This is a genomic window from Streptomyces flavofungini, from assembly GCF_030388665.1.
Lineage (GTDB): Bacteria > Actinomycetota > Actinomycetes > Streptomycetales > Streptomycetaceae > Streptomyces > Streptomyces flavofungini_A.
Genome location: NZ_CP128846.1, coordinates 7,308,418 through 7,334,545, shown reverse-complemented (window position 1 = coordinate 7,334,545; position 26,128 = coordinate 7,308,418). Strand labels below are relative to the sequence as shown.

Annotated in this window: 23 protein-coding genes; 11 read left to right on the top strand and 12 right to left on the bottom strand. The window is 71.2% G+C overall.

Annotated features, from left to right (window positions below):
• The first annotated feature begins 244 nt into the window (after positions 1–244).
• Positions 245–937: a transglycosylase SLT domain-containing protein gene (locus QUY26_RS31440; RefSeq protein ID WP_289952653.1), complete on the top strand. Its 693-nt coding sequence runs from the start codon at positions 245–247 to the stop codon at positions 935–937.
• 104 nt (positions 938–1,041) lie between these two features.
• Here the strand turns inward: QUY26_RS31440 and QUY26_RS31435 are convergent, their stop codons facing one another.
• The gene (locus QUY26_RS31435) at positions 1,042–3,663 is read right to left on the bottom strand and encodes an ABC transporter ATP-binding protein/permease (RefSeq protein WP_289952650.1); all 2,622 of its coding nucleotides are present in this window, start codon (positions 3,661–3,663) and stop codon (positions 1,042–1,044) included.
• 373 nt (positions 3,664–4,036) lie between these two features.
• Here QUY26_RS31435 and QUY26_RS31430 point away from each other — a divergent pair, with 373 nt between their 5' ends.
• Together QUY26_RS31430 and serB are read left to right on the top strand one after the other, a co-directional pair.
• The gene (locus QUY26_RS31430) at positions 4,037–6,001 is read left to right on the top strand and encodes a streptophobe family protein (protein ID WP_289952648.1); all 1,965 of its coding nucleotides are present in this window, start codon (positions 4,037–4,039) and stop codon (positions 5,999–6,001) included.
• Between the two features lie 244 nt (positions 6,002–6,245).
• Positions 6,246–7,502, top strand: a complete 1,257-nt coding sequence (gene serB / locus QUY26_RS31425; RefSeq protein ID WP_289952645.1) for a phosphoserine phosphatase SerB — start codon at positions 6,246–6,248, stop codon at positions 7,500–7,502.
• 167 nt (positions 7,503–7,669) lie between these two features.
• Here serB and QUY26_RS31420 read toward each other — a convergent pair whose 3' ends face one another.
• The 4 genes from QUY26_RS31420 to QUY26_RS31405 form a co-directional block, all read right to left on the bottom strand.
• Entirely contained in the window at positions 7,670–8,188 is a 519-nt protein-coding gene (locus tag QUY26_RS31420) for a SixA phosphatase family protein (RefSeq protein WP_289952642.1), read from the bottom strand.
• Between the two features lie 117 nt (positions 8,189–8,305).
• Positions 8,306–8,527 (bottom strand): hypothetical protein, encoded by a 222-nt coding sequence (locus tag QUY26_RS31415; protein WP_289952640.1) that lies wholly within the window; start codon positions 8,525–8,527, stop codon positions 8,306–8,308.
• Between the two features lie 189 nt (positions 8,528–8,716).
• Positions 8,717–8,833, bottom strand: a complete 117-nt coding sequence (locus QUY26_RS31410) for an SGM_5486 family transporter-associated protein (RefSeq protein WP_087883525.1) — start codon at positions 8,831–8,833, stop codon at positions 8,717–8,719.
• Between the two features lie 156 nt (positions 8,834–8,989).
• Positions 8,990–10,423 (bottom strand): CynX/NimT family MFS transporter, encoded by a 1,434-nt coding sequence (locus QUY26_RS31405; RefSeq protein WP_436840435.1) that lies wholly within the window; start codon positions 10,421–10,423, stop codon positions 8,990–8,992.
• A gap of 112 nt (positions 10,424–10,535) precedes the next feature.
• On the opposite strand from QUY26_RS31405, the gene QUY26_RS31400 reads away from it, so the two are divergent.
• Positions 10,536–11,222, top strand: coding sequence for a FadR/GntR family transcriptional regulator (locus QUY26_RS31400; RefSeq protein ID WP_289952634.1), 687 nt, complete (start codon positions 10,536–10,538; stop codon positions 11,220–11,222).
• Positions 11,223–11,247: 25 nt separating this feature from the next.
• Here QUY26_RS31400 and QUY26_RS31395 read toward each other — a convergent pair whose 3' ends face one another.
• From QUY26_RS31395 to fabG, 3 genes are all read right to left on the bottom strand, one after another.
• A complete protein-coding gene (locus QUY26_RS31395) occupies positions 11,248–11,625 on the bottom strand; it encodes a hypothetical protein (RefSeq protein WP_289952630.1) in 378 nt (125 codons plus the stop codon).
• Positions 11,626–11,763: 138 nt separating this feature from the next.
• Positions 11,764–12,540, bottom strand: coding sequence for an enoyl-ACP reductase FabI (fabI, locus tag QUY26_RS31390; protein WP_030361373.1), 777 nt, complete (start codon positions 12,538–12,540; stop codon positions 11,764–11,766).
• A 5-nt stretch (positions 12,541–12,545) separates the two neighbouring features.
• A complete protein-coding gene (gene fabG, locus QUY26_RS31385; protein WP_289952626.1) occupies positions 12,546–13,265 on the bottom strand; it encodes a 3-oxoacyl-[acyl-carrier-protein] reductase in 720 nt (239 codons plus the stop codon).
• 232 nt (positions 13,266–13,497) lie between these two features.
• Here fabG and QUY26_RS31380 point away from each other — a divergent pair, with 232 nt between their 5' ends.
• The 3 genes from QUY26_RS31380 to tyrS all read left to right on the top strand — a co-directional run bounded on the left by QUY26_RS31380 (position 13,498) and on the right by tyrS (position 17,774).
• Positions 13,498–15,021: a TldD/PmbA family protein gene (locus QUY26_RS31380; RefSeq protein ID WP_289952625.1), complete on the top strand. Its 1,524-nt coding sequence runs from the start codon at positions 13,498–13,500 to the stop codon at positions 15,019–15,021.
• On the top strand, positions 15,018–16,409 hold the full coding sequence (locus QUY26_RS31375; RefSeq protein ID WP_289952623.1) for a TldD/PmbA family protein: 1,392 nt from the start codon (positions 15,018–15,020) through the stop codon (positions 16,407–16,409). Before QUY26_RS31380 ends, QUY26_RS31375 begins: the two co-directional genes overlap by 4 nt.
• A 99-nt stretch (positions 16,410–16,508) precedes the next feature.
• Positions 16,509–17,774 carry a tyrosine--tRNA ligase gene (tyrS, locus tag QUY26_RS31370; RefSeq protein ID WP_289952621.1) on the top strand — a complete coding sequence of 422 codons (1,266 nt, stop codon included), beginning with the start codon at positions 16,509–16,511 and terminating at the stop codon, positions 17,772–17,774.
• Positions 17,775–17,876: 102 nt separating this feature from the next.
• Here the strand turns inward: tyrS and QUY26_RS31365 are convergent, their stop codons facing one another.
• Positions 17,877–18,152 (bottom strand): GlsB/YeaQ/YmgE family stress response membrane protein, encoded by a 276-nt coding sequence (locus QUY26_RS31365; protein ID WP_289952619.1) that lies wholly within the window; start codon positions 18,150–18,152, stop codon positions 17,877–17,879.
• Between the two features lie 214 nt (positions 18,153–18,366).
• On the opposite strand from QUY26_RS31365, the gene QUY26_RS31360 reads away from it, so the two are divergent.
• The gene (locus QUY26_RS31360; RefSeq protein ID WP_289956198.1) at positions 18,367–18,756 is read left to right on the top strand and encodes a DUF3099 domain-containing protein; all 390 of its coding nucleotides are present in this window, start codon (positions 18,367–18,369) and stop codon (positions 18,754–18,756) included.
• A gap of 178 nt (positions 18,757–18,934) precedes the next feature.
• Complete coding sequence (locus QUY26_RS31355; RefSeq protein ID WP_289952612.1) at positions 18,935–19,159, top strand: hypothetical protein; 225 nt, start codon at positions 18,935–18,937, stop codon at positions 19,157–19,159.
• Between the two features lie 51 nt (positions 19,160–19,210).
• Here the strand turns inward: QUY26_RS31355 and moaA are convergent, their stop codons facing one another.
• The 3 genes from moaA to QUY26_RS31340 form a co-directional block, all read right to left on the bottom strand.
• Positions 19,211–20,233: a GTP 3',8-cyclase MoaA gene (gene moaA, locus QUY26_RS31350; RefSeq protein ID WP_289952611.1), complete on the bottom strand. Its 1,023-nt coding sequence runs from the start codon at positions 20,231–20,233 to the stop codon at positions 19,211–19,213.
• Positions 20,234–20,433: 200 nt separating this feature from the next.
• Entirely contained in the window at positions 20,434–22,077 is a 1,644-nt protein-coding gene (locus QUY26_RS31345) for a solute symporter family protein (RefSeq protein WP_289952610.1), read from the bottom strand.
• The gene (locus tag QUY26_RS31340; protein ID WP_289952608.1) at positions 22,074–22,442 is read right to left on the bottom strand and encodes a DUF485 domain-containing protein; all 369 of its coding nucleotides are present in this window, start codon (positions 22,440–22,442) and stop codon (positions 22,074–22,076) included. Before QUY26_RS31340 ends, QUY26_RS31345 begins: the two co-directional genes overlap by 4 nt.
• A 441-nt stretch (positions 22,443–22,883) precedes the next feature.
• On the opposite strand from QUY26_RS31340, the gene QUY26_RS31335 reads away from it, so the two are divergent.
• Positions 22,884–24,467 carry a S8 family peptidase gene (locus QUY26_RS31335; protein ID WP_289952607.1) on the top strand — a complete coding sequence of 528 codons (1,584 nt, stop codon included), beginning with the start codon at positions 22,884–22,886 and terminating at the stop codon, positions 24,465–24,467.
• A gap of 13 nt (positions 24,468–24,480) precedes the next feature.
• The gene (locus QUY26_RS31330) at positions 24,481–26,067 is read left to right on the top strand and encodes a S8 family serine peptidase (protein WP_289952606.1); all 1,587 of its coding nucleotides are present in this window, start codon (positions 24,481–24,483) and stop codon (positions 26,065–26,067) included.
• Positions 26,068–26,128: the final 61 nt, after the last annotated feature.

Below are 26,128 nucleotides of genomic sequence, written 5' to 3'. Positions count from 1 at the left end.
AAGCCCCCTAGTGGACGCCAGGGCCCCGTAAAGGAGGGCTAAGTGCGGACATTGGGCCGGTCGGCACACCCCCTGATCCACTATCCGGCTTCGTACGTCACTCCTTTGCCACAGAATTTTGCGCCCGCTAAGAATTGCTCCCGTCGCTCGGCGCCGCGGTCCTCGCACCGCGGCGTTTTGCCGGAAGCAACCTGTCCCCACCGGTTCAGAGCGGCCTCCCGATTCACGAAGAGGTCCACCTGCCATGTCCCAGCCCGCCCCCTCTGGTCATAGTCGCTCCACCCTGACCAAGAACCAGAAGTTCTCGATCGCCGGTGTCGCCGCCCTCGGTGCCGCGGCCCTCGCCTTCTCGATCGTGCCGGGCAGCTCCGACGACGCCCGGGCCGCGCAGACCGAGGCGCTCGGCGCCCGCTCGGCCGCCTGGGCCGCGCCGGCCGACGCCCACGCGGCCGTCAGCAAGCAGCAGGCCAACGCCAGCAAGCGGGCCAAGGACGCCGCCGCGAAGGCCGCGGCCGACAAGAAGGCGGCCGACGAGGCCGCGGCGAAGAAGAAGGCCGAGGACGAGCGCAAGGTGAAGCAGGCCGCGAGCCGCTCCGCCGCCCGCAAGCCCGTGTACGCCAACAACCTCGACGGCTGGATCCGCCAGTCCCTGGACATCATGAAGTCCAAGGGCATCCCCGGCTCGTACGAGGGTCTGCACCGCAACATCATGCGGGAGTCCACGGGCAACCCGAACGCCAAGAACGGCTGGGACATCAACGCCCAGAACGGCACCCCGTCGATCGGCCTGCTCCAGGTCATCCAGCCGACGTTCAACGCGTACCACGTCGAGGGCACCTCGACGAACATCTACGACCCGGTCGCCAACATCACGGCCGCGGCCAACTACGCCGCCGACCGCTACGGCTCGATCGACAACGTGAACGGCGCCTACTGAGTCCTGCCCCCGGACCTCTTCAGCCGAGGCTCGCAGACGCCGAAGGGCGGCACCCCGCACGGGGTGCCGCCCTTCTTCGCGTCCGGCTCGCGCCGGGCGCCTGCCTACTTGCGCATGACCTCCGGCTCGTGGCGGCGCAGGAAGCGGGCCACGAGGAAGCCGCAGAACGCGCCGAGGGCGAGCAGGGCGGCCATGTCCATCATGTAGGCGCTCGCGTCGTGGTCCCACAGCGGGTCGGTGGCACCGGGGTCGTCCGGGTTGGGGCTGATCCTGTTGAAGTCCAGCGTGGTGCCGGCGGCCGCGACCGCCCAGCGCGACGGCATCAGGAACGAGAACTGGTTGACGCCGACCGTGCCGTGCAGGATGAACAGACAGCCGGTGAACACGACCTGGATGATCGCGAACATGACGAGCAGCGGCATGGTCTTCTCGGCGGTCTTCACCAGCGCCGAGATGATCAGGCCGAACATCATCGAGGTGAAGCCGAGCGCCATGATCGGCAGGGAGAGCTCGAGCAGCACCTGGCTGCCGAGGACCAGGCCCTCCTTGGGGATCTCACGGGTGGAGAAGCCGATCACGCCGACGAGCCCGCCCTGAAGGACGGTGATCGCGCCGAGGACGATGACCTTGGACATCAAGTACGCGGACCGGGACAGGCCGGTCGCGCGCTCCCGTTCGTAGATCACCCGTTCCTTGATCAGCTCACGGACCGAGTTCGCGGCGCCCGCGAAGCAGGCGCCGACCGCGAGGATGAGCAGCACCGTGGTGGCCGTGCCGTTCGGGATGATCTTGCCGGTCTTCGGGTTCACCACCGGCAGCAGGCCCTTGTCCGGATCGATGAGCAGGCTCACCGCGCCGAGCACCGCGGGCAGGATCACCATCAGCGCCAGGAAGCCCCGGTCGGACGCGATCACGGACACGTAGCGGCGGATCAGGGTGAGCAGCTGGGAGCCCCAGCCTTGCGGCTTGGGCGGCGCGATCGCCTGCGGCGGCGGCATGTGTACGGACTGCGCGGCGACGGCGTCGATGTCCGCGGCGTACATCTGGTAGTGCTGCGAGCCCTTCCAGCGGCCCGCCCAGTCGTAGTCGCGGTAGTTCTCGAACGCGGAGAACACGTCGGCCCAGGTGCTGTAGCCGAAGAAGTTCAGGGCCTCCTCGGGCGGGCCGAAGTACGCCACCGAGCCGCCCGGCGCCATCACCAGGAGCTTGTCGCAGATGGCGAGCTCGGCCACCGAGTGCGTGACGACGAGGACCGTGCGGCCGTCGTCGGCGAGCCCGCGCAGGAGCTGCATGACGTCGCGGTCCATGCCCGGGTCGAGGCCGGAGGTCGGCTCGTCCAGGAAGATCAGCGACGGCTTGGTGAGCAGCTCCAGGGCCACCGACACGCGCTTGCGCTGGCCACCGGAGAGGGAGGTGACCTTCTTCTCCTTGTGGATGTCCAGCTTCAGCTCGCGCAGCACCTCGTCTATGCGCTGCGCGCGCTCCTGCTCGCTGGTGTCGGCGGGGAAGCGGAGCTTGGCCGCGTACTTCAGCGCCTTCTTGACGGTCAGCTCCTTGTGCAGGATGTCGTCCTGCGGGACCAGACCGATGCGCTGGCGCAGCTCGGCGAACTGCTTGTACAGGTTCCGGTTGTCGTAGAGGACGTCGCCCTGGTTGGCGGGCCGGTAGCCGGTGAGCGCCTTGAGGAGGGTCGACTTGCCGGAGCCCGAGGGGCCGATGACCGCGATGAGCGACTTCTCCGGGACGCCGAAGGAGACGTCCTTGAGGATCTGCTTGCCGCCGTCGACCGTAACGGTCAGGTGGCGCGCGGAGAAGGAGACGTCACCGGTGTCGACGAACTCCTCGAGCCGGTCGCCGACGACGCGGAACGTCGAGTGGCCGACACCGACGATGTCGTTCGGGCCGATGAGGACCGTGGACGACTTCGCGATCGGCATGCCGTTGACGTACGTGCCGTTGTGCGAGCCGAGGTCGCGCAGCTCGAAGCGGCCGTCGGGCGTCGACGTGAACTCCGCGTGGTGCCGTGACACCTGGAGGTCGGAGACCACCAGCTCGTTCTCCAGGGCACGACCGATGGTCATCTTTCGGCCAAGCGAGAACTGGTGGTACGTCGTCGGGCTGCGGTCGCCGTAGACCGGTGGGGCCCCCGCCGCACCGCCGGATCCCGTGCCCGCGCCCGGGCCCTGCTGCTGCGGCACCTGGTGCGGTGCCTGCTGCTGCGCCGGTGCCTGGCCCTGCTGCTGCCAGGCCTGCTGCGGCGGCATCTGCTGCTGAGGCGCCTGATACTGCTGCGGCGCCTGGTGCTGCGGTTGCTGCTGCCCTGCCCAGCCCGGTGCCTCCTGCTGCCCCGGCTGACCGGCGCCGTGCTGCGGCGGCGCGTACTGCGCCTGCTGCTGCCCTCCCGGCGCGGACACGGCAGCGGCGGCGCCGGCGGCGCCACCGGAGAGGATCAGCTGCGGGCCGTCGGTCGCGTTGCCCAGGTGGACGGCCGAACCGGGGCCGATCTCCATCTGATGGATCCGCTGCCCCTGCACGAAGGTGCCGTTGGTGGAGCCGTGGTCCTCAATGACCCAACTGCGGCCGCCCCAGCTGATCGTCGCGTGCCGCCAGGAGACCCTGGCGTCATCCAGCGCGATGTCACCCTGTGGATCGCGTCCAAGGGTGTACGGCCTGGACGAATCGAGCGTCCAGGTCCTGCCATTCAATTCCAGTACGAGTTCCGGCACTCCATGCCCCACTGAGTTGTCCCCCGAGTTGCCCCCATCATGGGGAGTCTAGGGATGTCGAACATCGGGAGGAACTATTTCAGGCGGAGGCCTCTGACCGAAAGTCGGGCCTTGTGAAGACTGCGTACGAGCCACTATGACTGCCCCGTTGACGGGGTAGATACCGCCCCGGAAAGTAGTAAGGGCTCTCAGCGAGTGCGGATCGCGTGCATACCACGCATGCCACTCATGTCAGTGATGCCCGGAATGACGGGTATGGGCTCGACGCCTGTCCTCCCGGTCCCCACTGCCGTCCGTGCCATGCCCGGCCTGCGTCTCAGCCCGGCGCGCTCCCGCACGAGGAGGGCGACGCGCTGCGAGCTCGGGGGGTCCCATGGAGACCGGCGGACACAAGGACGTACGGCGGGGTGTGCCCTGGGGCGATGTCCTGCTCTCCGCGCTCGCCGCGGTCAGTTGGGCGCTGATCGGCATGGCGGGCACGGCGGCGCTCGGCCTGCACCTGCTCGGCGCGGACTCCGCCGGGTCGCTCGGACCGATGACGGCCGCGGCGATCGCCCTGGGCGTCGGCGGTTCCGTCACCCCGTCCGGTGACGTGTCGGCCTTCGGCCTCAAGGGCGCGGAGGCGACGACGGCCATCGAGGTCACCCCGCTGGGAGTGAGCCTTGTGGGCGCCGTGCTGCTCTCCTACTTCTTCTTGCGTTCGCTGCGCGGCGCGGGAGTTGTGATCTCACCCGCCGAACTCGTGGCCCGCGCGGGTGCCGTGATCGTCCTGTTTCTCGGCATGCTCGGCGGTCTCGCCTGGGCCGGACACGATGTCATCACGATCGACGGCAAACAGCTCGGTATCGACAAGGGAATCGACAAAGGGCTCGACAAAGGTCTGGACAATCTTCCCGACGGTATCGCCGACCGGATTCCCGACGGCCTCAAGGACATCGGCGGCATCGGGGACATCGGCGGGCTGCTGCCCGACCGGCTCGGCGACCTCGTCGAGGCGAAGGCCGCCGTGGGCTTCACGGTCGACACCGGGGCCACCCTGCTCGGCGGCGGCCTCTGGGTCGTCGCCGTGCTCCTCATCGCCCTCCTCGCCTCCCGCCGCACTCCCCTGCCGCCCGGCCTCGGCGCCCTCCACCGGCTGCTGCGGCCGGCCGCGTCCGCGCTGGTCACCGTGGTCCTGATGGCAGTGGTCGCCGGGCTCACGGCGGCGGCGTACGCGATGATCGGCGACGACAACCCGAAGCGGGTGGCCGGCGGCGCGCTGCTCGGCACCCCGAACGGTGTGTTCCTCGGCCTGCCCGTGGGGCTCTTCGTCCCCTACGACGGCGAGGTGAAGGGCCCCCTGGCGCGGTTCCTGCCGGACCCGGTGGACGACCTGCTGCGCGGGGACACGAACAAGCCCCTGACCGTGGGACGCCTCGCCGAGCTGGACGACCGGGTCTGGCTGCTCGCGGTCGCGGCGATCGTCATGATGCTCTTCGCCGGGGTCCTCACCGCCGTACGCACCCCGCTGGGTCCTGGCGTCACCTCGGCACGGGACGTCGGCGCCGTCGGCTTCGCGGCCCGCTGCGCGCTGTGGCTCGGCCTGGTCACGGCGGTCGCGCTGCCGCTGATGGCCTGGCTGTCGGAGGTGTCCGCCGACGCGTCGGTGTCGGTGCTCGGCTTCGACGGCTTCGGCGCCGGGCTCGAACTGCACGGCAGGCTGGGCATGGCGCTGCTCCTCGGGGCGGTGTGGGGCGTGGCCGCAGGGGCCGTGGGGGCGCTCCTCGCCCGGGCCACCGGGGCGGCCGGGAGCCAGGCGGCGCCACTGGCGCTCGCGGGCGGTGACGCCGAGGAGGACGTGCCGGGGGCGGGGCGGGAGCAGCAGTTGGTGCCCGGCGCCCACGGGGCGGGGCCCTACCGGGAGAGCAGGCCCTATCGGCCGCCTCGGGCGGAGACCAACCCGTATCTCCGGGTACCGGAGGAGTTGCGGGACCGGAGGCCGGGGCAGGGGCCAGGACCGGGTCCGATGCCGGGTCAGAATGCGGGTGCGGGTGCGGGTGGCCCTGGTGGCGGTGCCTCTGGCGGGGGCGCTCCTGCCGGGGGTGGGGCACCTCCCGCGGCGGGTCGTGGGGCGCCGTCGGCGGGTGGACGTCCGCCGCGAGCCGGTGGTCCGCCGCCGCCCCGGGCCGGTGGGGTGCCTCCGCAGGTGAGCGGGGCGCCCACGGTGGCGGGCCCTGTGGTGCCGCCGACGGGTGAGAGGCCCAGGCGGGGCCGCGGGGGTGAGGAGGAGTGGCCTCCGCCGCCGCCTCCCCCTCCGCCGCCTCCGCCGCCGTCGGGTCGGGGGCCGAGGAAGCGGTAGGGCTTAGCCGCGGGGCTGAGGGGGCTGTCTGAGGCGGGGTGGAGGGGTTGGGAGCTGTCTGAGGCGGGGCGCGGCCCGGGGCAGGGGCAGACACGCGCCGCCGGGCCCGCAGCCCGCAGATGAACGAGCGACAGCCCGCCCGAGGCACCCGGGCAAAGGGACCCCGAGCGTCCGGCGTACCTCCGTCCGAGGACCGGACAGCCCCACCACCGAGCCGACCCGGCCCGCTACCGTGGGGATCACCATGAGTGCCTCGACGCCCACGCCGACCTCCGGCGATCCCACCGCAGCAGGTCCCGGCGCCCCCGCCGACCTCCCCACCCTTCTGGTCAAGATCTTCGGCAAGGACCGCCCAGGCATCACCGCCGGACTCTTCGACACCTTGGCCGCGTACTCCGTCGACGTCGTCGACATCGAGCAGGTCGTGACCCGTGGCCGGATAGTGCTGTGCGCCCTGGTCACCGCCCCGCCGCCGGGCATGGAGGGCGACCTGCGGGCCACCGTCCACAGCTGGGCGGAGTCCGTGAAGCTCCAGGCCGAGATCATCTCGGGCCACGGCGACAACCGCCCGCGCGGCCTCGGCCGCTCCCTGGTGACGGTCCTCGGCCACCCCCTGACCGCGGAGTCGACAGCCGCGATCGCCGCCTGCATCACGGGGACGGGCGGCAACATCGACCGCGTCTTCCGCCTCGCCAAGTACCCGGTCACCGCGGTGGAGTTCGCCGTCTCCGGCACGGAGACCGAGCCGCTGCGCACCGCCCTCGCGACGGAGGCACACGCCCTCGGCGTGGACATCGCGGTCGTGGCGGCGGGCCTGCACCGCCGCGCCCAGCGCCTGGTCGTGATGGACGTCGACTCGACCCTGATCCAGGACGAGGTGATCGAGCTCTTCGCCGCGCACGCGGGCTGCGAGGAGGAGGTCGCCGCCGTGACCACGGCGGCCATGCGCGGCGAGCTGGACTTCGAGGAGTCCCTGCACGCGCGGGTCGCCCTGCTCAAGGACCTGGACGTGTCCGCCGTGGACAAGGTCAGGACCGAGGTCCGGCTGACCCCCGGCGCGCGTACGCTCATCCGCACCCTCAAGCGCCTCGGCTATCAGGTCGGCGTCGTCTCGGGCGGCTTCACCCAGGTCACCGACGACCTGAAGGAACGTCTCGGCCTGGACTTCGCGCACGCCAACACCCTGGAGATCGTCGACGGCAGGCTCACCGGCAGGGTGACCGGCGAGATCGTCGACCGCGCGGGCAAGGCCCGGCTGCTGCGCCGCTTCGCCGCCGAGGCGGGCGTTCCGCTGGAGCAGACCGTGGCGATCGGTGACGGCGCCAACGACCTGGACATGCTCAACGCCGCCGGTCTCGGCGTCGCCTTCAACGCCAAGCCGATGGTCCGCGAGGCCGCCCACACCGCGGTGAACGTCCCCTTCCTCGACACCGTCCTGTATCTCCTGGGCATCACCCGCGAAGAGGTCGAGGCCGCGGACATGCACCTGGACCAGGACTGAGCGGCCCCCGCTCAGCTCCCAGCGGAGCCGACGGGCCCGGCGTCTCTCGACGCCGGGCCCTTCTCATGGACTCTCATGGATCGGAACAGGTCGGAGCAGGACAGATCAGCCCAGAGCGAGTCAGGCCAGGTCGGAGTGGGTCGGAGCAGGTCGGCGTGGGGATGCCGCTACTCCGACGGCGCCCAGTAGTCCACCAGGGTCCCCGCCCCCGGCTCAAGGCCCTTCCACGATCCGGTGTACGTCAGGACGGCGAACGCCGACGTCGGGAAGCCGCGGCGGTTCATCCGCACCTGGGCGTCGCCCTCGGCGTCGCCGCTGAGGATGTCGGCGAGGCCGTGGACGCCGGGGTTGTGGCCGATCAGGATCAGGTCCCGGACGTCGTCCGGGGTTTCGTTGAGCACGGCGATCAGCTCGCCGGGGGACGCCTCGTACACCCGGTCCTCGTACACCGTCCGGGGGCGCTGCGAGAGCTCCTGGACGGCCAGCTTCCAGGTCTCGCGGGTCCTGGCGGCGGTCGAGCAGAGGGCGAGGTCGAAGGCGATGCCGCTCTCGGCCAGTCTGCGGCCGGCCACGGGGGCGTCCCTGCGGCCGCGGTCGGCGAGGGGGCGCTCGTGGTCGGACACCTGGGGCCAGTCGGCCTTCGCATGCCGGAAGAGGACAATCCTGCGGGGTTCTGCGACGCTCATGTGTCCCAGCTTCGCATGAAACACACCATCGGGCGCAGGGAGTTGACGGGCTCCGTCAGCACGGGTGACAGCGCCTTCACGGGGTGACCCACGAGGTCAGGGGCGGTGCGGGGGCCGTCACGACGCGAGACTCAGCAGGTGTCGCAGGCGCTCCAGGATGTCCGTGACGGCGGGCTCGCCGCTCGCCGCGTGGGCGTCCGCCGGGTTCAGTATCAGCAGGAGCAGGGCCGCGAAGGCGATCGCGGGGAGGGCGATGGCCCACCAGGGCAGCTGGATCTCGATGCCGGCCGGCTTCGTCCGGTCCGCCGGGTCGCGCCGAGTGTGCGAACGGGCCGACATACCGCCTCCAGGGTCTTCGAGTGCTCCGTGCCGCGTCTTCGCGGCCACATCTCGAAGGTACGGAGTCGGGCGCCCTCAACCCATCCGGTGATCCACCCAGTTGACCCTGACACTGGCCCCCTAGGGGATGGTGGTGCTAGCCCCACCATCGGGCGGCGCGGGAGCCCCGCGCCGCTTGCTGAGGGGTCGTCAGGGGGAGGCCACCGTCGCGACGATTCCGATGATCACGGTGATGGCCAGCATCGCGCCGAGCACGAGGAGCAGCTTCTTCTGGCCGTTCTGGGGGTTCGGGTCGAGCACTGGCATGGAGCAAGTCTCGCACCCCGCGAGCGGATCGCGGGCTCCGGGGTCCGGTCCTTGGGGCCAGGGGGGGGCGAGCACCGGACAGCGGTCCCGGGGATCGGGCTCGGACGGCGACTCCGGGTTCGGGCTCGGACCGGGCCCCGGCCCCCGGCCCCCGCGTCAGGCTCCCGCCGACACGGCCGCAGCCCGCTGCGCCACCTCGTCCTCGATCGTGCGGTCGCGGCCCGCGAGGACGCCGACGGCGATCTGCGGCACCATCAGGCCCGCCATGAGCGCGATCGGCAGGCCCCAGCCGCCGCTGTGCTGGTAGAGGACGCCGACGAGCAGCGGTCCCGGGATCGAGATCAGGTAGCCGGTGCTCTGCGCGAAGGCGGACAGCTTGGCCACGCCCGCGCTGCTCCTGGCGCGCATGCCGACCATCGTGAGGGCCAGTGGGAAGGCGCAGTTGGAGATGCCGCACAGCAGCGCCCAAGCCCAGGCTCCGCCCGCCGGGGCGAAGTACAGGCCCGCGTACCCGGCGAGCCCGCAGGTGCCGAGGGCGACCACCACGGGACCCTGGTGGGACAGTCGCGTCGCCACGCGCGGGATGACGAAGGCGAGGGGCACGCCCATGGCCATCGTGACGGCGAGCAGCACCCCTGCCTCACCGGCGGGCACCCCCGCGTCCCGGAAGATCTGCGGCAGCCAGCCCATCGTGATGTACGCGGCGGTGGCCTGGAGGCCGAAGAAGCAGGCGAGGGCCCAGGCGGTGCGGCTGTGGGTGATTCGCAGTCCCTCGTCCTGGCTCCGCACGGCCGCGGGCACCTGCCCGGAACCGGCGGCACCAGCGGAACCGGCGGCGTCGGTGCCACGCTCGCGCACCAGCGGGAGCCACGGCACGACGGCCACGACGGCGACCGCCGCCCAGACGGCGAGGCCCGCGCGCCAGCTGCCGCCCAGCGCGTCGGTCACCGGCACGGTGACGGCGGCGGCGAGAGAGGTGCCGAGCGCGAGGGCCATCGAGTACAGGCCGGTCATCGAGCCGACGCGGTCCGGGAACCAGCGCTTGACGATCACCGGCATCAGGACGTTGCTGACGGCGATGCCCATCAGCGCGAGCGCGCTCGCGGCCAGGAAGCCGACGGTGCCGCCCACGAAGGGACGTATCAGCAGGCCCGTGGCGATGGCCGCCATGCCGCCGCACACCACCGCGCCCGCGCCGAAGCGCCGAGCCAGGCGCGGCGCCAGACTGCCGAAGGCCGCGAAGCACAGCGGCGGCACGGAGGTGAGGAGACCGGCGAGGGTGCCGCTCATGCCGAGCCCGTCGCGCACCTCTTCGAGGAGGGCGCCGAGGCTGGTGATGGCGGGCCGCAGGTTGAGGGCCGCGAGGACGATGCCGACGACGACGAGACGCGTCGCCCACGCGCGCGTGGGCCGCTGTTTCGCGGTGGCCGCCGCAGCGCGCGCGGTCCCGCCGGTCGCGTCGGCGCCGCCGATGCCCCCGGCGCCACGCGCGCGTCCGGCGGGCGCCTCCGGTGCCGTCGTCGCCGTACCCGTCGCCGTACCTGTCACCGGACTCGTCGTCTTCGCTTCCTCACTCGCCATGAGAGACATCATAGAATCATGGGATGATTGGCTGTCCAATCCGTTTCACGATGCAAGCACCACCGGCACCCGCCCGATCACCGTCCGGCCTCCCGTCCGACCGCTCGCCCGAAGGAACGTCATGCCCCTGACCACGCCTCGCCGCTCGGCGCTCTCCGAGCAGGTCATCTCCGAGCTGCGCAACCAGATCTCGTCCGGCGAGTGGCCGGTGGGCTCCCGCATCCCCACCGAGCCCGAGCTGGTCGAGCAGCTCGGCGTGGCCAGGAACACGGTGCGCGAGGCGGTCCGCGCCCTCGCCCACAACGGCCTGCTCGACATCCGCCAGGGCTCGGGCACCTACGTGGTCGCGACCAGCGAGCTGGCGGGCGTGATGCAGCGCAGGTTCGCCGACGCGAGCCCCCGGCACATCGCGGAGCTGCGCGCCACGCTGGAGTCGAGCGCGGCGAAGCTGGCCGCCGAGCGGCGCACCGAGCGGGATCTGCGGCAGTTGGACACGCTGCTCGCGCGCCGCGAGGAGGCCTGGGCCTCGGGCGACGCCGAGGCGTTCGTGACGGCCGACTCGACGCTGCACCTGGCGGTGGTGGCCGCGTCGCACAACGACGTCATGACGGCCATGTACGCGGACCTCGGCGAGGTGCTGCGGGACTGGCTGCGCGAGGACATCGGCCGGGAGCTGACCCCGGAGGCCTACATGGACCACGGGCGGCTCGTCGAGGCGATCCGGGCGGGGGACGCGCAGGCCGCGGCGGCGGAGGCGGCGAGCTATCCCTACCTGTGCCGCCCGGAGCGCTTCGCGGCCGACGCCTGACGTCCGCCCCGGCGCTCCCCGGGCCTCACCGCTGGTGGCTGACCCACACCGAGCGGATCTCCTTCCAGCACCGCCCGGTGAGCCGCACCGTCCCGGCCGGACCGGCGGCGACCGGAGCGCTGTCGCTGTCGACGTCCCACCACCGCTCGCACTCGATGTGCAGCCGGACCCGGTCGGTCTCGGGGTAGGGGTTGTGGCAGTACGCGACGGCCGTCGACCCCTGGACGCTGCTGCGGCACTCCGCGCCGAACGGGCGGTCCGCGGGGGCCTCTCGGACCGCCCCGCCCCTGTCGCCGCCGGCCGCGCGGGTCACCGCTCCCCCGGCCCCGTGGGACGCGGCGCCGTAGGGCAGGGCGACAAGCAGGGCGAGGGCGGCGAGCACCGCACCAGGTGACCAGCGCACACTTCAGGGTGCGCGGTCCGGGCCCGCCCCCGCCCGGCCAAGCGGCCGAACGGGCGACGCCCCGCCCCCGCGCGCTGCGGGGGACGGGGCGTCGGCCAGGTACGGGGCGGACGTACGGGAGAACGTACGGGAAGCCGCTCAGGCACCCATCATGTGGACGCCGCCGTCGACGTGCACGACCTCGCCCGTCGTCTTCGGGAAGAAGTCCGACAGGAGGCCGACGACGCCGCGGCCCGCGGGCTCCGGGTCGGTGAGGTCCCAGCCGATGGGGGCGCGGTGGTTCCACACGTCCGCGAGCTCCTCGAAGCCCGGGATGGACTTGGCGGCCATGGACTTGATCGGGCCCGCCGAGACCATGTTGACGCGGACGTTGCGGCCGCCGAGGTCACGCGCCAGGTAGCGCCCGGTGGACTCCAGGGCGGCCTTGGCGACGCCCATCCAGTCGTACTTCGGCCAGGCGATGGAGCCGTCGAAGGTGATGCCGACGACCGAGCCGCCGCCGCGCTTCTCCATCAGCGGGAGCAGCGCCATGGTGAGCGACTTCAGGGAGTACGCCGAGACCTGGAGGGCTGTCGAGACGTCCGCCCAGTCCGCCTCCAGGAAGTTGAAGGCGCCCTGCGGGCCGAAGGCGATCGAGTGGACGACGCCGTCGATGCCCTCGTCGTCACCGAAGTACTCGTTGACCTTGGCGGCCAGCGAGTCCAGGTGCTCCTGGTCGGTCACGTCCATCTCGATGACCGTGGTGGGCTTGGGCAGCCGCTTGGCGATGCGCTCCACGAGCGTGACCCGGCCGAAGCCGGTGAGGACGACCTCGGCGCCCTGCTCCTGGGCGACCTTGGCCGCGTGGAAGGCGATGGAGCCCTCCGTGAGGACGCCCGTGACGAGGATGCGCTTGCCGTCGAGAATTCCGCTCATGGTGATCAGTGACCCATGCCCAATCCGCCGTCAACCGGGATGACGGCTCCAGTGATGTACGAGGCGTCGTCCGACGCGAGGAACTTCACCGTCGCGGCGATCTCCTCGGGCTTGGCGTAACGGCCGAGCGGCACCTGCGCCACGATGTTCGCGCGCTGCTCGTCCGTCAGCACCTGGGTCATGTCCGTGTCGACAAAACCGGGCGCGACGACGTTGAAGGTGAGGTTGCGCGACCCGAGCTCCCGGGCGAGGGAACGCGCGAAGCCGACCAGGCCCGCCTTGGAGGCGGCGTAGTTGGCCTGCCCGGGGCCTCCGTAGAGGCCGACCACCGAGGAAATGAGGACGACACGGCCCTTGCGGGCGCGCAGCATGCCGCGGTTGGCCCGCTTCACGACGCGGAAGGTGCCGGTGAGGTTGGTGTCGAGGACGGAGGTGAAGTCCTCCTCGGACATGCGCATCAGGAGCTGGTCCTTGGTGATGCCCGCGTTGGCGACCAGGACCTCGACGGCTCCGTGCTTCTCCTCGATCTCCTTGTAGGCCTGCTCCACCATCTCGGCGTCGGTGATGTCGCACTTGACGGCGAGGACACCGGCCGCGGTGAGGTCCTTGGGCGGCTCACCCGAGCGGTAGGTGATCGCGACCTTGTCGCCTGCGTCGGCGAACGCGCGGGCGATGGCGAGGCCGATGCCCCGGTTTCCTCCAGTGACGAGAACCGAGCGGCTCAACGGATCACCCTTTCCTTGGCTGTGTGGTCTTCCGAAAACCTATCGGTACCGTGCGCGATACGGGGAATCGGCGACCGACAGTGGCTCAGAGGAGTCGCTGTTGGATCCCTACAGAAAAGTGTGGCCACCGTCCGGTTCGCACGCCATGATCGGACGTGGCCGGTGCCGGGAGGCGGCCGTGACCGTGCCGGGGCGAGCAGGCCCACCACAGGCGACAGCAGGGAGACATTCCGTGCCTCATTCCATCGATGAAGCCTTCACGGCGTTGCCGCTCAGGGCGCTCGCCGACGCCGCGCTCGCCCGCGCGCGGGCGCTGGGCGCCGAACACGCGGACTTCCGGCTCGAGCGGGTGCGCAGCGCGTCCTGGCGGCTGCGGGACGCCAAGCCGGCCGGGTCGTCCGACACCACGGATCTGGGATACGCGGTGCGGGTGGTGCACGACGGGGCCTGGGGGTTCGCCTCGGGGGTCGACCTGACGATGGACGCGGCGGCCCGGATCGCCTCGCAGGCCGTCGCGATGGCGAAGCTCTCGGCGCAGGTGATCAAGGCCGCCGGGTCCGACGAGCGCGTCGAGCTCGCGGACGAGCCGGTGCACGCGGACCGGACCTGGGTGTCCGCGTACGAGATCGACCCCTTCTCCGTACCGGACGACGAGAAGACGGGGCTGCTCGCGGAGTGGAGCGCGCGGCTGCTCGGCGCCGACGGCGTCGCGCACGCGGACGCCTCGCTGCTCACCGTGCACGAGAACAAGTTCTACGCGGACACGGCGGGCACCGTGACCACCCAGCAGCGGGTGCGTCTGCATCCGCAACTGACCGCCGTCGCCGTCGACGACTCCAGCGGCGAGTTCGACTCGATGCGCACCCTCGCCCCGCCGGTCGGCCGCGGCTGGGAGTACCTCACCGGGAACACCTGGGACTGGGAGGGGGAACTCGCCCGGATCCCGGAGCAATTGGCGGAGAAGATGCGGGCGCCGAGCGTCGAGGCGGGCCGCTACGACCTCGTCGTCGACCCCTCGAACCTGTGGCTGACGATCCACGAGTCCATCGGCCACGCCACGGAGCTGGACCGCGCGCTCGGCTACGAGGCGGCGTACGCGGGCACGTCGTTCGCGACCTTCGACCAGCTCGGCAAGCTGGCGTACGGCTCGTCGCTGATGAACGTGACGGGTGACCGCACGGCCGAGCACGGCCTCGCGACCATCGGCTACGACGACGAGGGCGTGGCCGCGCAGTCCTGGGACCTGGTCAAGGACGGCACCCTCGTCGGCTACCAGCTGGACCGGCGGATCGCGAAGCTCACCGGCTTCGAGCGGTCCAACGGCTGCGCGTACGCCGACTCCCCCGGGCACGTCCCGGTGCAGCGCATGGCGAACGTCTCGCTGCAGCCGGACCCCGGCGGGCTGTCCACGGAGGACCTGATCAGCGGGGTCGACCGGGGCATCTATGTGGTCGGCGACCGCTCCTGGTCCATCGACATGCAGCGCTACAACTTCCAGTTCACCGGGCAGCGCTTCTACAAGATCGAGAACGGGCGGCTCACCGGGCAGCTGCGCGACGTCGCCTACCAGGCCACGACCACCGACTTCTGGGGCTCGATGACGGCGATCGGCGGCCCGCAGACGTACGTCCTCGGCGGCGCCTTCAACTGCGGCAAGGCCCAGCCGGGCCAGGTAGCCGCCGTGTCGCACGGCTGCCCCTCCGCCCTCTTCTCGGGCGTCAACATCCTCAACACCACGCAGGAGGCCGGGCGATGAGCCGCACCACCAAGCCGCACGAGATCGTCGAGCGTGCCCTGGAGCTGTCCACCGCCGACGGCTGCGTGGTGATCGCCGACGAGGAGTCGACGGCGAACCTGCGCTGGGCGGGCAACGCGCTCACCACCAACGGCGTCACCCGCGGCCGCACCCTCACCGTCATCGCCACGGTCGACGGCAAGGAGGGCACCGCCTCCGGTGTGGTCTCGCGGTCCGCGGTGACCGCCGCCGACCTGGAGCCGCTGGTGCGGGCCGCCGAGGCCGCGGCGCGCACGGGCGGGCCCGCGGAGGACGCGCAGCCGCTGGTGGCCGGCGCCCCGGCGTCGCCCGACTTCACGGACGCGCCCGCGGAGACGTCCTCGGCGGTCTTCGGGGACTTCGCGCCCGCGCTCGGCGAGGCGTTCGCCCGTGCCCGGGCGGGCGGCCGCGAGCTGTACGGCTTCGCCAACCACGAGCTGACCTCCACCTACCTCGGCACGTCGACGGGGCTGCGGCTGCGCCACGACCAGCCGAGCGGCACCCTGGAGCTGAACGCGAAGTCCCCGGACCGCACCCGCTCGGCGTGGGCGGGGCGGGCCACCCGCGACTTCAAGGACGTCGACCCGGGCACCCTGGACGAGGAGCTCGCCCGGCGCCTGGCCTGGGCGGAACGGCGGGTGGAGCTGCCCGCGGGGCGGTACGAGACGCTGCTCCCGCCGACCGCCGTCGCGGACCTGCTGATCTACCAGCTGTGGTCGTCGGCGGGGCGGGACGCGGCGGAGGGCCGCACGGTGTTCTCCAAGCCGGGCGGCGGCACCCGGGTCGGCGAGCGGATCTCGGAGCTGCCGCTGACGCTGCGCAGCGACCCGAACGAGCCGGGTCTGGAGTCGTCGCCGTTCGTCCTCGCGCACGCCTCCGGCGACGACGCGTCGGTGTTCGACAACGGACTGCCGCTGCGGCCCACCGAGTGGCTGCGCGGGGGCGAGCTCGCCCACCTCACGACGACCCGGCACAGCGCCGCGCTGACGGGCCTGCCGGTCGCCCCGGTGATCGACAACCTGATCCTCGACGGCGGCTCGGACCGCTCCCTGGACGACATGGTCGCGGCCACCGAGCGGGGCCTGCTCCTGACCTGCCTGTGGTACATCCGCGAGGTGGATCCGGCGACGCTGCTGCTCACGGGCCTGACCAGGGACGGCGTGTACCTGGTCGAGAACGGCGAGGTGGTGGGCGAGGTGAACAACTTCCGCTTCAACGAGTCGCCGGTGGACCTGCTGTCGCGGGCCGGTGAGGCGGGCCGTACGGAGAAGACGCTGCCGCGCGAGTGGGGCGACTGGTTCACCCGGGCCGCGATGCCCGCGCTGCGGGTCCCCGATTTCAATATGAGTTCCGTCAGCCAGGGCGTATAACCTCGGAGACTGCACCCGAGGTACGCCCGGGGGCACGCACCTCGGACACCGCACCCCCGAGGTGCGCGGTCGAAGCACACCCAAGGAGACACGAGACCCGTGACGGACATCGTCGACGAGCTGAAGTGGCGGGGACTGTTTTCCCAGTCCACCGACGAAGAGGCACTGCGCAAGGCGCTCGCGGACGGTCCCGTCACGTTCTATTGCGGCTTCGACCCGACGGCGGCGAGCCTGCACGTCGGGCATCTGGTGCAGGTCCTGACCGTGCGCCGCCTGCAGCAGGCGGGCCACCGCCCGCTCGCCCTGGTGGGCGGCGCCACGGGTCAGATCGGCGACCCGCGGCCGACCGCGGAGCGCACCCTGAACGACCCGGAGACGGTCGCGAACTGGGTGGCGCGGCTGCGTTCGCAGATCGAGCCGTTCCTGTCCTTCGAGGGCGAGAACGCCGCGGTCATGGTCAACAACCTGGACTGGACCGCGGGCATGTCCGCGATCGAGTTCCTGCGGGACATCGGCAAGCACTTCCGCGTGAACAAGATGCTCACCAAGGACTCCGTCGCCCGCCGTCTGGAGTCCCAGGAGGGCATCAGCTACACGGAGTTCAGCTACCAGCTGCTCCAGGGCATGGACTTCCTGGAGCTCTACCGCCGCTACGGCTGCACCCTCCAGCAGGGCGGCAGCGACCAGTGGGGCAACCTCACGGCGGGCATCGACCTGATCCACCGCCTGGAGCCGGACGCGACCGTGCACGCGCTCGCGACGCCCCTGATGACCAAGGCGGACGGCACCAAGTTCGGCAAGACCGAGGGCGGCGCCGTCTGGCTCGACCCCGCGATGACCACGCCGTACGCGTTCTACCAGTTCTGGCTGAACGTGGACGACCGGGACATCACGACGTACCAGCGCATCCTCAGCTTCAAGTCCCGCGAGGAACTGGAGGAGCTGGAGCGGCAGACCGAGGAGCGGCCGCAGGCGCGCGCGGCACAGCGCGCGCTCGCCGAGGAGCTGACCACGCTGGTGCACGGCGCCGACCAGTGCGCGGCCGTGATCGCCGCGTCGAAGGCACTGTTCGGCCAGGGTGACCTGGCCGACCTCGACGAGGCGACGCTCGCGGCGGCGCTGTCCGAGCTGCCGCACATCCAGGTCGCCGAGCTCGGCCCGGTCGTGGACCTGTTCGCGGAGGTCGGCCTGGTGGCGAGCAAGTCGGCCGCGCGCCGCACGGTCAAGGAGGGCGGCGCGTACGTGAACAACGCGAAGGTCGCCGCCGAGGACGCCGTGGCGGACCGCGCGGACCTGCTGCACGGGCGCTGGCTCGTGCTGCGCCGCGGCAAGAAGAACCTGGCCGCGGTCGAGGTCACGGGCTGACCGTCGGGCACAGCGAGGGAGAGGGGCCGGTCCGCACGGACCGGCCCTCTCGTCTCCCCGCCGCGAGGTCGTCCGCCCGCCGCGAGGTCCTTCCGGCTGCCGTTAGGCCGTCCGTTTTCCGCCCTTGATCATCTTGTACGCGGCATCGCCGAGGCCCACCACCACGAGCGCGGCGACCAACTGGAGCGCGTGCCGCCCCCAGTCGATGCCCTTGGTCTCGTCGATGCCGAAGCCGGCGGCCATCCAGTTGCCGAGTACGGCGCCGATGATGCCGAAGATGGTCGTCAGCCAGAGCGGACTGTGCTGCTTGCCCGGCAGGATCGCCTTGGCGATCAGACCAAGGACGAATCCCACGATGATCGCCCACAACCAGCCCATAGCTGCCTCCTCAGACGGCTCGACATGAGCATTACGCTCAGTGTCGGTCCATCCGCCGTACGGCGCATGTCGGGCACCTCCATACGTGGCGCGACGCAGCCCCCACCAGGAGCCGAGCCGCCCCCCGGTCTACGCGTCGGCGCAGGCTCGGCGTAACGTGGTGGAGCGTCCAGGCCGGGGAGAGCCTGGCATGACGGGCAGGCGGTGGAACGTGATGCGGAAGCAGAGCAGCGCCCAGGTCTTCCGGATCACAGGGGCCCGGCAGGGCCTCGCGGAGGACATCCGGGGCCGGCAGCGGCGGTACGTGATCTCGATGTCGGTCCGTACTGTTTCAGTCATTGCCGCCGCGGCGCTCTGGAACGTCGAGCGGCACGTCGCTCTGGTCGCGCTGGTACTCGGAGTGCTCCTTCCGTACGTCGCCGTGGTGATCGCCAACGCCGGCCGCGAGAACACTCCGTCGCTGCCGTCAACCTTCGTACCGGCACCGTCGCGCCCGATGCTGCCGCCGATGGCGACCCGCGAACGGGCCGCGGAACCCGCCCCGGAAGATGTGACCGGGGTCACGCGCGAGGGCGCGAAGGCGCGGTCGGGCGAACAGAGTTGACCGACGACCTTACGCCAAGCTCAAGAAAACCTCAGATCAATCATGCTGTTCCAGTGCCAGGCGGCCGGTTCCCCGTGACATACTTCGTACGCGCTCCGCATCCCCCGTCGGAGCGACAGACCGACGCCGGGCAGCTCCCCCCGTGGCTGCTCGGCGTCGCCTTGTTTGGGATGAGTACGTGAGCGACGAAACACCGATCTGTTCCGCCAAGGGCTGCCGCGTCGCCGCGGTCTGGGTGCTCGCCTGGAACAACCCGAAGATCCACACTCCGGAGCGTCGCAAGACCTGGGTCGCGTGCGACGAGCACCGTGAGCACCTGTCCCAATTCCTGGGCGTACGAGGGTTCTTGAAGGACGTCGTCCCGCTCGCCGAGTGGGAACAGCCGGAGAGCTCCACCGGCTGATCGGCACCCGGCCGCCGATCGGCTCCCGATCGGTCCCCGGTCGGCCCTGGATCAGCCGCCGATCGCCGACATCGGGCGGTCGGGCTGGAGGAACGACGGGTCGTCGAGGCCGGAGCCCGCCTTCTTGCCCCACATCGCGAGCCGCCAGATCCGGGCGATCTCCTCGTCCGAGCCGTCGTCGGCGCCGTCTCCGGCCGTGCCCTCGGGCGCCGCCCGCAGCGCCGCGCGCAGGTCGGTCTCCTCGGTGGCGAACAGGCAGGTGCGCACCTGGCCGTCGGCCGTGAGCCGGGTGCGGTCGCAGGCGGAACAGAACGGGCGCGTGACGGAGGCGATCACCCCGACGCGGTGCGGTCCGCCGTCGACGACCCAGCGCTCGGCCGGGGCGGAGCCGCGCTTCTCGGAGCCCTCCTCCGTGAGGGTGAAGCGGGTGCGCAGCGAGGCCAGGATGTCACCGGCCGTGATCATGCCCTCGCGCTTCCAGCCGTGCTGGGCGTCCAGGGGCATCTGCTCGATGAAGCGCAGTTCGTAGTCGTTCGCCACGGCCCAGGCGAGCAGGTCGGGGGCCTCGTCGTCGTTCAGGCCCGGCATCAGGACTGAGTTGACCTTGACCGGGGTGAGGCCCGCTTCGCGGGCGGCTTCGAGGCCGTCGAGGACGTCGCGGTGGCGGTCGCGGCGGGTGAGGGTCTTGAAGACGTCCGGGCGCAGGGTGTCCAGGGAGACGTTGACCCGGTCCAGGCCCGCTTCCTTCAGGGCCTTGGCGGTGCGCTTGAGGCCGATGCCGTTCGTCGTGAGGGACATCCTGGGGCGCGGCTCCAGGGCTGCGCAGCGCTCGACGATGCCGACGAGGCCGGGGCGCAGCAGCGGCTCGCCGCCGGTGAAGCGGACTTCCTCGATGCCGAGGTGCGTGACGGCTATGCGGATGAGGCGGACGATCTCGTCGTCCGTGAGCAGGTCCGGCTTGGCCAGCCACTGCAGGCCCTCCTCGGGCATGCAGTACGTGCACCGCAGATTGCAGCGGTCGGTCAGCGACACCCGCAGATCGGTGGCCACTCGGCCATACGTGTCAATGAGCACGTGGGCCCCCTCCCCGGTCCGGATCGGCAGTGTGGCGTAGGTACGCCCTCTGCCCATGAGCCTACGTGACGGTGCCGACATCGAAGAGGGGCATGATCCAACAGGAGCGGCGCGGCCGCGTCGTAGAGATCTACGACGATCTCGACGGCGCGGCCGCGCCGGGTGCCCCGGCGGGCCCGCGCGGGGCGGGCCCGGTGGGTTCAGTGGGCGCCGGTGCCGGTCAGGGACCTGACCTCCAGCTCCGCGTACTTCTCCTTGTCGGGCTCCTCCTTCGACAGGATCGTGCCGAGCCAGCCGAGCAGGAAGCCGACCGGGATGGAGATCAGGCCCGGGTTCTCCAGCGGGAACCAGTGGAAGTCGACGCCCTTGAACATGGACGTCTTCTCGTTCCCGGAGACGACGGGCGAGAACAGCACCAGGACGACGGCGGTGGTGAGGCCGCCGTAGATCGACCACAGGGCGCCCTGGGTGGTGAACCGCTTCCAGAAGAGGCTGTAGAGGATCGTCGGCAGGTTCGCGGACGCGGCCACGGCGAAGGCGAGGGCCACCAGGCCCGCCACGTTCAGGTCGCGGGCGAGGGCGCCGAGGCCGATGGAGACGAGGCCGATGAAGACGGTCGCCCAGCGGGCGGCCTTGACCTCCTCCTTCTCGCTCGCCTTGCCCTTCTTGATGACGTTGGCGTAGATGTCGTGCGCGAACGACGAGGACGAGGCGAGGGTGAGGCCCGCGACGACCGCGAGGATCGTGGCGAACGCGACGGCGGAGATCGTCGCGAGCAGGATGGCGCCCCAGTTGGAGTCCACTCCCCCTAGATGGAGGGCGAGCAGGGGAGCCGCGGTATTGCCGGCCGGGTTGGAGTCGGTGATCTCCTTCGGCGAGATCAGCGCGGCGGCGCCGAAGCCGAGCGCGATCGTCATCAGGTAGAAGGCACCGATGATGCCGATGGCCCAGTTCACGGACTTCCGGGCGGCCTTGGCCGTCGGCACCGTGTAGAAGCGGATGAGGATGTGCGGCAGGCCCGCGGTGCCGAGCACCAGGGCGATGCCGAGCGAGATGAAGTCCAGCTTGGACGTCGCCGTCGCGCCGTACTTCAGTCCTGGCTCCAGGAACGGCGCGCCCTTGCCGCTGTTCTCCGCGGCGCTGCCGAGCAGGTCGGAGACGTTGAAGTCGAACTTGAGCAGCACCAGGAAGGTCAGCAGGAGCGCGCCCGCGATCAGCAGGACGGCCTTGACCATCTGCACCCAGGTGGTGCCCTTCATGCCGCCGATGGTGACGTACACGATCATCAGGACGCCGACGAGCGCCACGATGGCGACCTTGCCGCCGTCGCTGGTGATGCCGAGGAGCAGCGAGACCAGGACGCCCGCGCCCGCCATCTGCGCGAGCAGGTAGAAGATCGAGACGACGATGGTGGAGGTGCCCGCGGCGGTGCGCACGGGGCGCTGGCGCATGCGGTACGCGAGGACGTCGCCCATGGTGTAGCGCCCGGAGTTGCGCAGCGGCTCCGCGACCAGGAGCAGGGCCACCAGCCAGGCGACCAGGAAGCCGATGGAGTACAGGAAGCCGTCGTAGCCGAACAGGGCGATGGCGCCCGCGATGCCGAGGAAGGACGCGGCGGACATGTAGTCGCCGGAGACGGCGAGGCCGTTCTGGAAGCCGGTGAACTGCCGTCCGCCCGCGTAGAAGTCGGCGGCGCTCTTGGTCTGCCGGCCCGCCCACACGGTGATGATGAGGGTGGCGACGACGAAGACCGCAAACAGTGTGATGATCAGCGGCCGGTGCTCGCTGGCCTCGTTCGCGGCCAGCACGGTGCTCTGCGCCGAGTGGAGCTGAAGGGTGCTCACGCGCCGCCCTCCATCCGGGACTTGATGGCGTCAGCCTTGGGGTCGAGCTTGGCCGCGGCGTGGCGGGAGTACCACCAGGCGATCAGGAACGTGGTCAGGAACTGGGCGAGGCCGAGGACGAGGGCCACGTTGATGTTGCCGATCACCTTGGTGCCCATGAAGTCGCCCGCGTAGTTCGAGAGCAGGACGTACACGAGATACCAGGCGATGAACGCGATGGTCAGCGGGAACGCGAACGAGCGGTACGCGGTGCGCAGTTCGGCGAACTCCGCGCTCTGCTGCACCGCGACGAACTCCTCCGTGGAGGGCGGGACGGCGGTGGGTTCTGAGTCGCCCTTCGATGGTGGCGGCGCGTCGGTGGCCACGGAGTCTCCTCGTGGGACGGGGGCGGTGGGGAGAGGTGGGGCGGGGGGTTCGGGGCAGTGGGGGTCGGCTGCGTCGGAAGGTGCGGGAGGTGCGGGGAGGTGGGGGGAGTCGGGGGCGGTGCGGTCCATGGGGGTCTGCGTTCTCTGCTCTCGGGGCCGTCACGAGGGACACGGATAGTGACACGGATCACGTGGCCGCGGATGGTGATGCTAAGCCCCGAGGACGTGATCCGACAGGGGGTCGATATTGCTTCTGTCCGCTGTTCAACGTCTCGGTGGCACGCCCGAAGCGGTCGAACTCATGCTTTTCCCGCTTTCTTCGGGAAGCCATTGCTGGCCTGGGAGTTCGGGGGATAACTTCACCCTGCACCACTCGTCATGCACCTGCCCGAGCACCAGCAGTGTTCGGGCAGTTCCGTATCCGGATGATGTGGAGATCCCATGGCTCATCTGCGCTCGTCACGCACGTCGCGCTCCAGACGCCTGGCGCTCGCGCTGCCGCTCGGTGTCGCGCTCGCCGCAGCGGTCGGCTTCGCGCCCGGCGCCGCGACCGCCGCCCCGCTCGACGCCCCCGGCTCCAGCACGGCGCGGGCCGCGGACACCGACGCGGCCGGCAAGCTGGCGTACGTCGTCAACACCAGGTCCGACGCCAAGACGTTGGCGCGGGTGAAGAAGGCGATAGCCAAGGCCGACGGCACGGTCGTCGTCACGTACGCGAAAATTGGCGTGATCGTCGCCCACTCGGCCAATCCGGACTTCGGCAGGACGCTGCGCGACGTGCGCGGTGTGCACTCCGCGGGCGCCACCCGCACCTCCCCGCTCACCCCCGCCGCCACCACGCAGGAGGGCGCGCCGTCCTTCGTCTCGAAGGAGCAGGCCAAGGCGCTCAAGGAGCGGGCCGCGGCGGGCAAGGGCGGCGCCGCCGCCCAGGAGCCGCTGGAAGCCGACCAGTGGGACCTGCGGGCCATCGGCGCCGACAAGGCGGCGAAGATCAACCCGGGCAGCAAGAAGGTCACCGTCGGCGTCATCGACACCGGCGTGGACGACACCCACCCCGACCTCGCGCCCAACTTCTCGGCCAAGCAGTCCGCGAGCTGCGTCGGCGGCAAGGCCGACACCTCCCCCGGCGCCTGGCGCCCGGCGAAGCCCGAGCACTACCACGGCACCCACGTGGCGGGCGAGGTGGCCGCCGCGCGCAACAACGTCGGCGTCGCGGGGGTCGCGCCCGGCGTGAAGGTCGCGGGCATCAAGGTGGCCGACCCGGTCAGCGAGCTGTTCTTCCCGGAGAGCGTGGTCTGCGCCTTCGTGTTCGCCGCCGACAACGGCATCGAGATCACCAACAACAGCTACTACGTGGACCCGTGGCTGTACAACTGCAAGGACGACCCGGACCAGCGGGCCATCCTCGACGCGGTCAACCGCGCCCAGCTCTACGCCCAGAAGAAGGGCACCCTGAACCTCGCCTCCGCGGGCAACTCCAACCACGACCTGGACGCGGACGAGATCGTCGACGACTCCAGCCCCGACGACTCCACGCCGGTCACCCGCACCATCGACCCGCACGAGTGCCTCGACCTCCCGACCCAGCTCCCGGGTGTCGTCACGGTCAGCGCGACGGGCGTGTACAAGGCCAAGTCGTACTACTCGACGTACGGCAACGGCGTCGTCGACGTGGCGGCGCCCGGCGGCGACCGGCGCTACCAGAAGCCGACCGACACCCCCTCCAAGGACGGCGGCATCCTCTCCACGATGCCGGGCGGCCAGTACGCGTGGCTGCAGGGCACGTCCATGGCCTCCCCGCACGCGGCGGGTGTCGCGGCGCTGCTGAAGTCGACGCACCCGAAGGCGGGCCCGGCCGAGCTGCAGCGGCTGCTCAAGCGGCAGGCCGACAACCCGGGCTGCCCGACGAAGCCGTACGACCCGGACGGTGACGGCAAGGTCGACGCCGTCTGCAAGGGCGGCAAGAACAAGAACGGCTTCTACGGCCACGGGATCGTCGACGCGCTCGACGCCGTGAAGAAGTAAGGGGAACGGCACCTTGAGCAGCAAGCACACCAGCAGGACCGGCCGGGCCGGACGGCGCGCCGTCGCCCTTCCCCTCGGCGTCGCGGTGGTCTCCGCGCTCGCCTTCCTGCCGGGCACCGCGTCCGCGCAGAGCGACGCTCCGGCGGCGGCCCCGGCGGCCCCGGGCGTCGGCGTGCTCGCCGCCGCCGCGCCCGCGGACGGTTCGACGATGAGCTATGTCGTCAACGTCCGCACCGGGCACGGCGGTTGGGTGGCCAAGTACGTCAAGAAGGCCATCGCCAAGGCCGACGGCAAGGTCGTGATCTCCTACGACAAGATCGGTGTGATCGTCGTCCACTCCGCGAACCCCGACTTCGCGAAGACGATCCGCAAGGTCAAGGGCGTGCAGTCGGCCGGTGCCACGCGCACGGCGCCGCTGTCGGCGCAGTCCAGCGACGACATCGACGCCGCGCGGCCGCTGTCCGCCAAGGAGGCGAAGGCCGCGGCGGGCAAGGCCGCGGGCGACCAGGACGAGCTGGAGCCGCTGCAGTGGGACCTGCCCGCCATGAAGGCGGACCAGGCCCACAAGGTCTCCCTCGGCAGCCCGAAGGTGACCGTCGGCGTGCTCGACTCCGGCGTCGACGACACCCACCCGGACATCGCGCCGAACTTCGACAGGCGCGCGTCCGCGAGCTGTCTGGGCGGCGTGCCCACGCAGAAGGACAACGCGTGGCGGCCGGTGGCCAACGAGAGCGACCACGGCATGCACGTGGCGGGCACCATCGCCGCCGCGAAGAACGGCACCGGTGTCACGGGGGTCGCGCCGGGCGTGAAGGTCGCGAGCCTGAAGGTGGCCGAGCCCGCCACCGGCCTCTACTACACGGAGGCCGTCGTCTGCGGCTTCATGTGGGCGGCCGACCACGGCGTGGACGTCACCAACAGCAGCTACTACACCGACCCGTGGCTGTTCAACTGCCGTACCGACGCCGACCAGAAGGCACTGGTCGACGCGGTCGGACGGGCCACCAGGTACGCGGAGCGCAAGGGCGCGGTGAACGTCGCCGCGGCCGGCAACGCGAAGACGGACCTCGCCCAGGACGAGATCGTCGACGAGTCCAGCCCCAACGACACGACGCCCGTCGAGCGGACCATCAAGACCGCTGACTGCTTCGACATACCGTCGCAGCTCCCGGGCGTGGTGACCGTGTCCTCCACGGGCGCGAAGGGCATCAAGTCGTCGTTCTCGAACTACGGCAAGGGCGTCATCGACATCGCGGCGCCGGGCGGCGACTCCACCGCCTTCCAGAAGCCGCAGCCGCCCGCCACCAGCGGTCTCATCCTGTCGACGCTGCCGGGCGGCAAGTTCGGCTACAAGGCCGGTACGTCGATGGCGTCGCCGCACACCGCGGGCGTCGCCGCGCTCATCAAGTCGACGCACCCGAAGGCCTCCGCGGCCCGGGTGAAGGCCCTGCTCTACCGCCAGGCCGACGCGATGGCGTGCACCGACCCCTACGACATCGACGGCGACGGCAAGGTCGACGCGGTGTGCGCGGGCGGGAAGAACAAGAACGGCTTCTACGGCGTCGGCATGTCCGACGCGCTGGACGCCGTCAGGAAGTAGGACGCGGGGCGCGAGCCGCGCCCCGCTGACACGACGCCTCGCGGTGAGCGGGGCGGTGAGG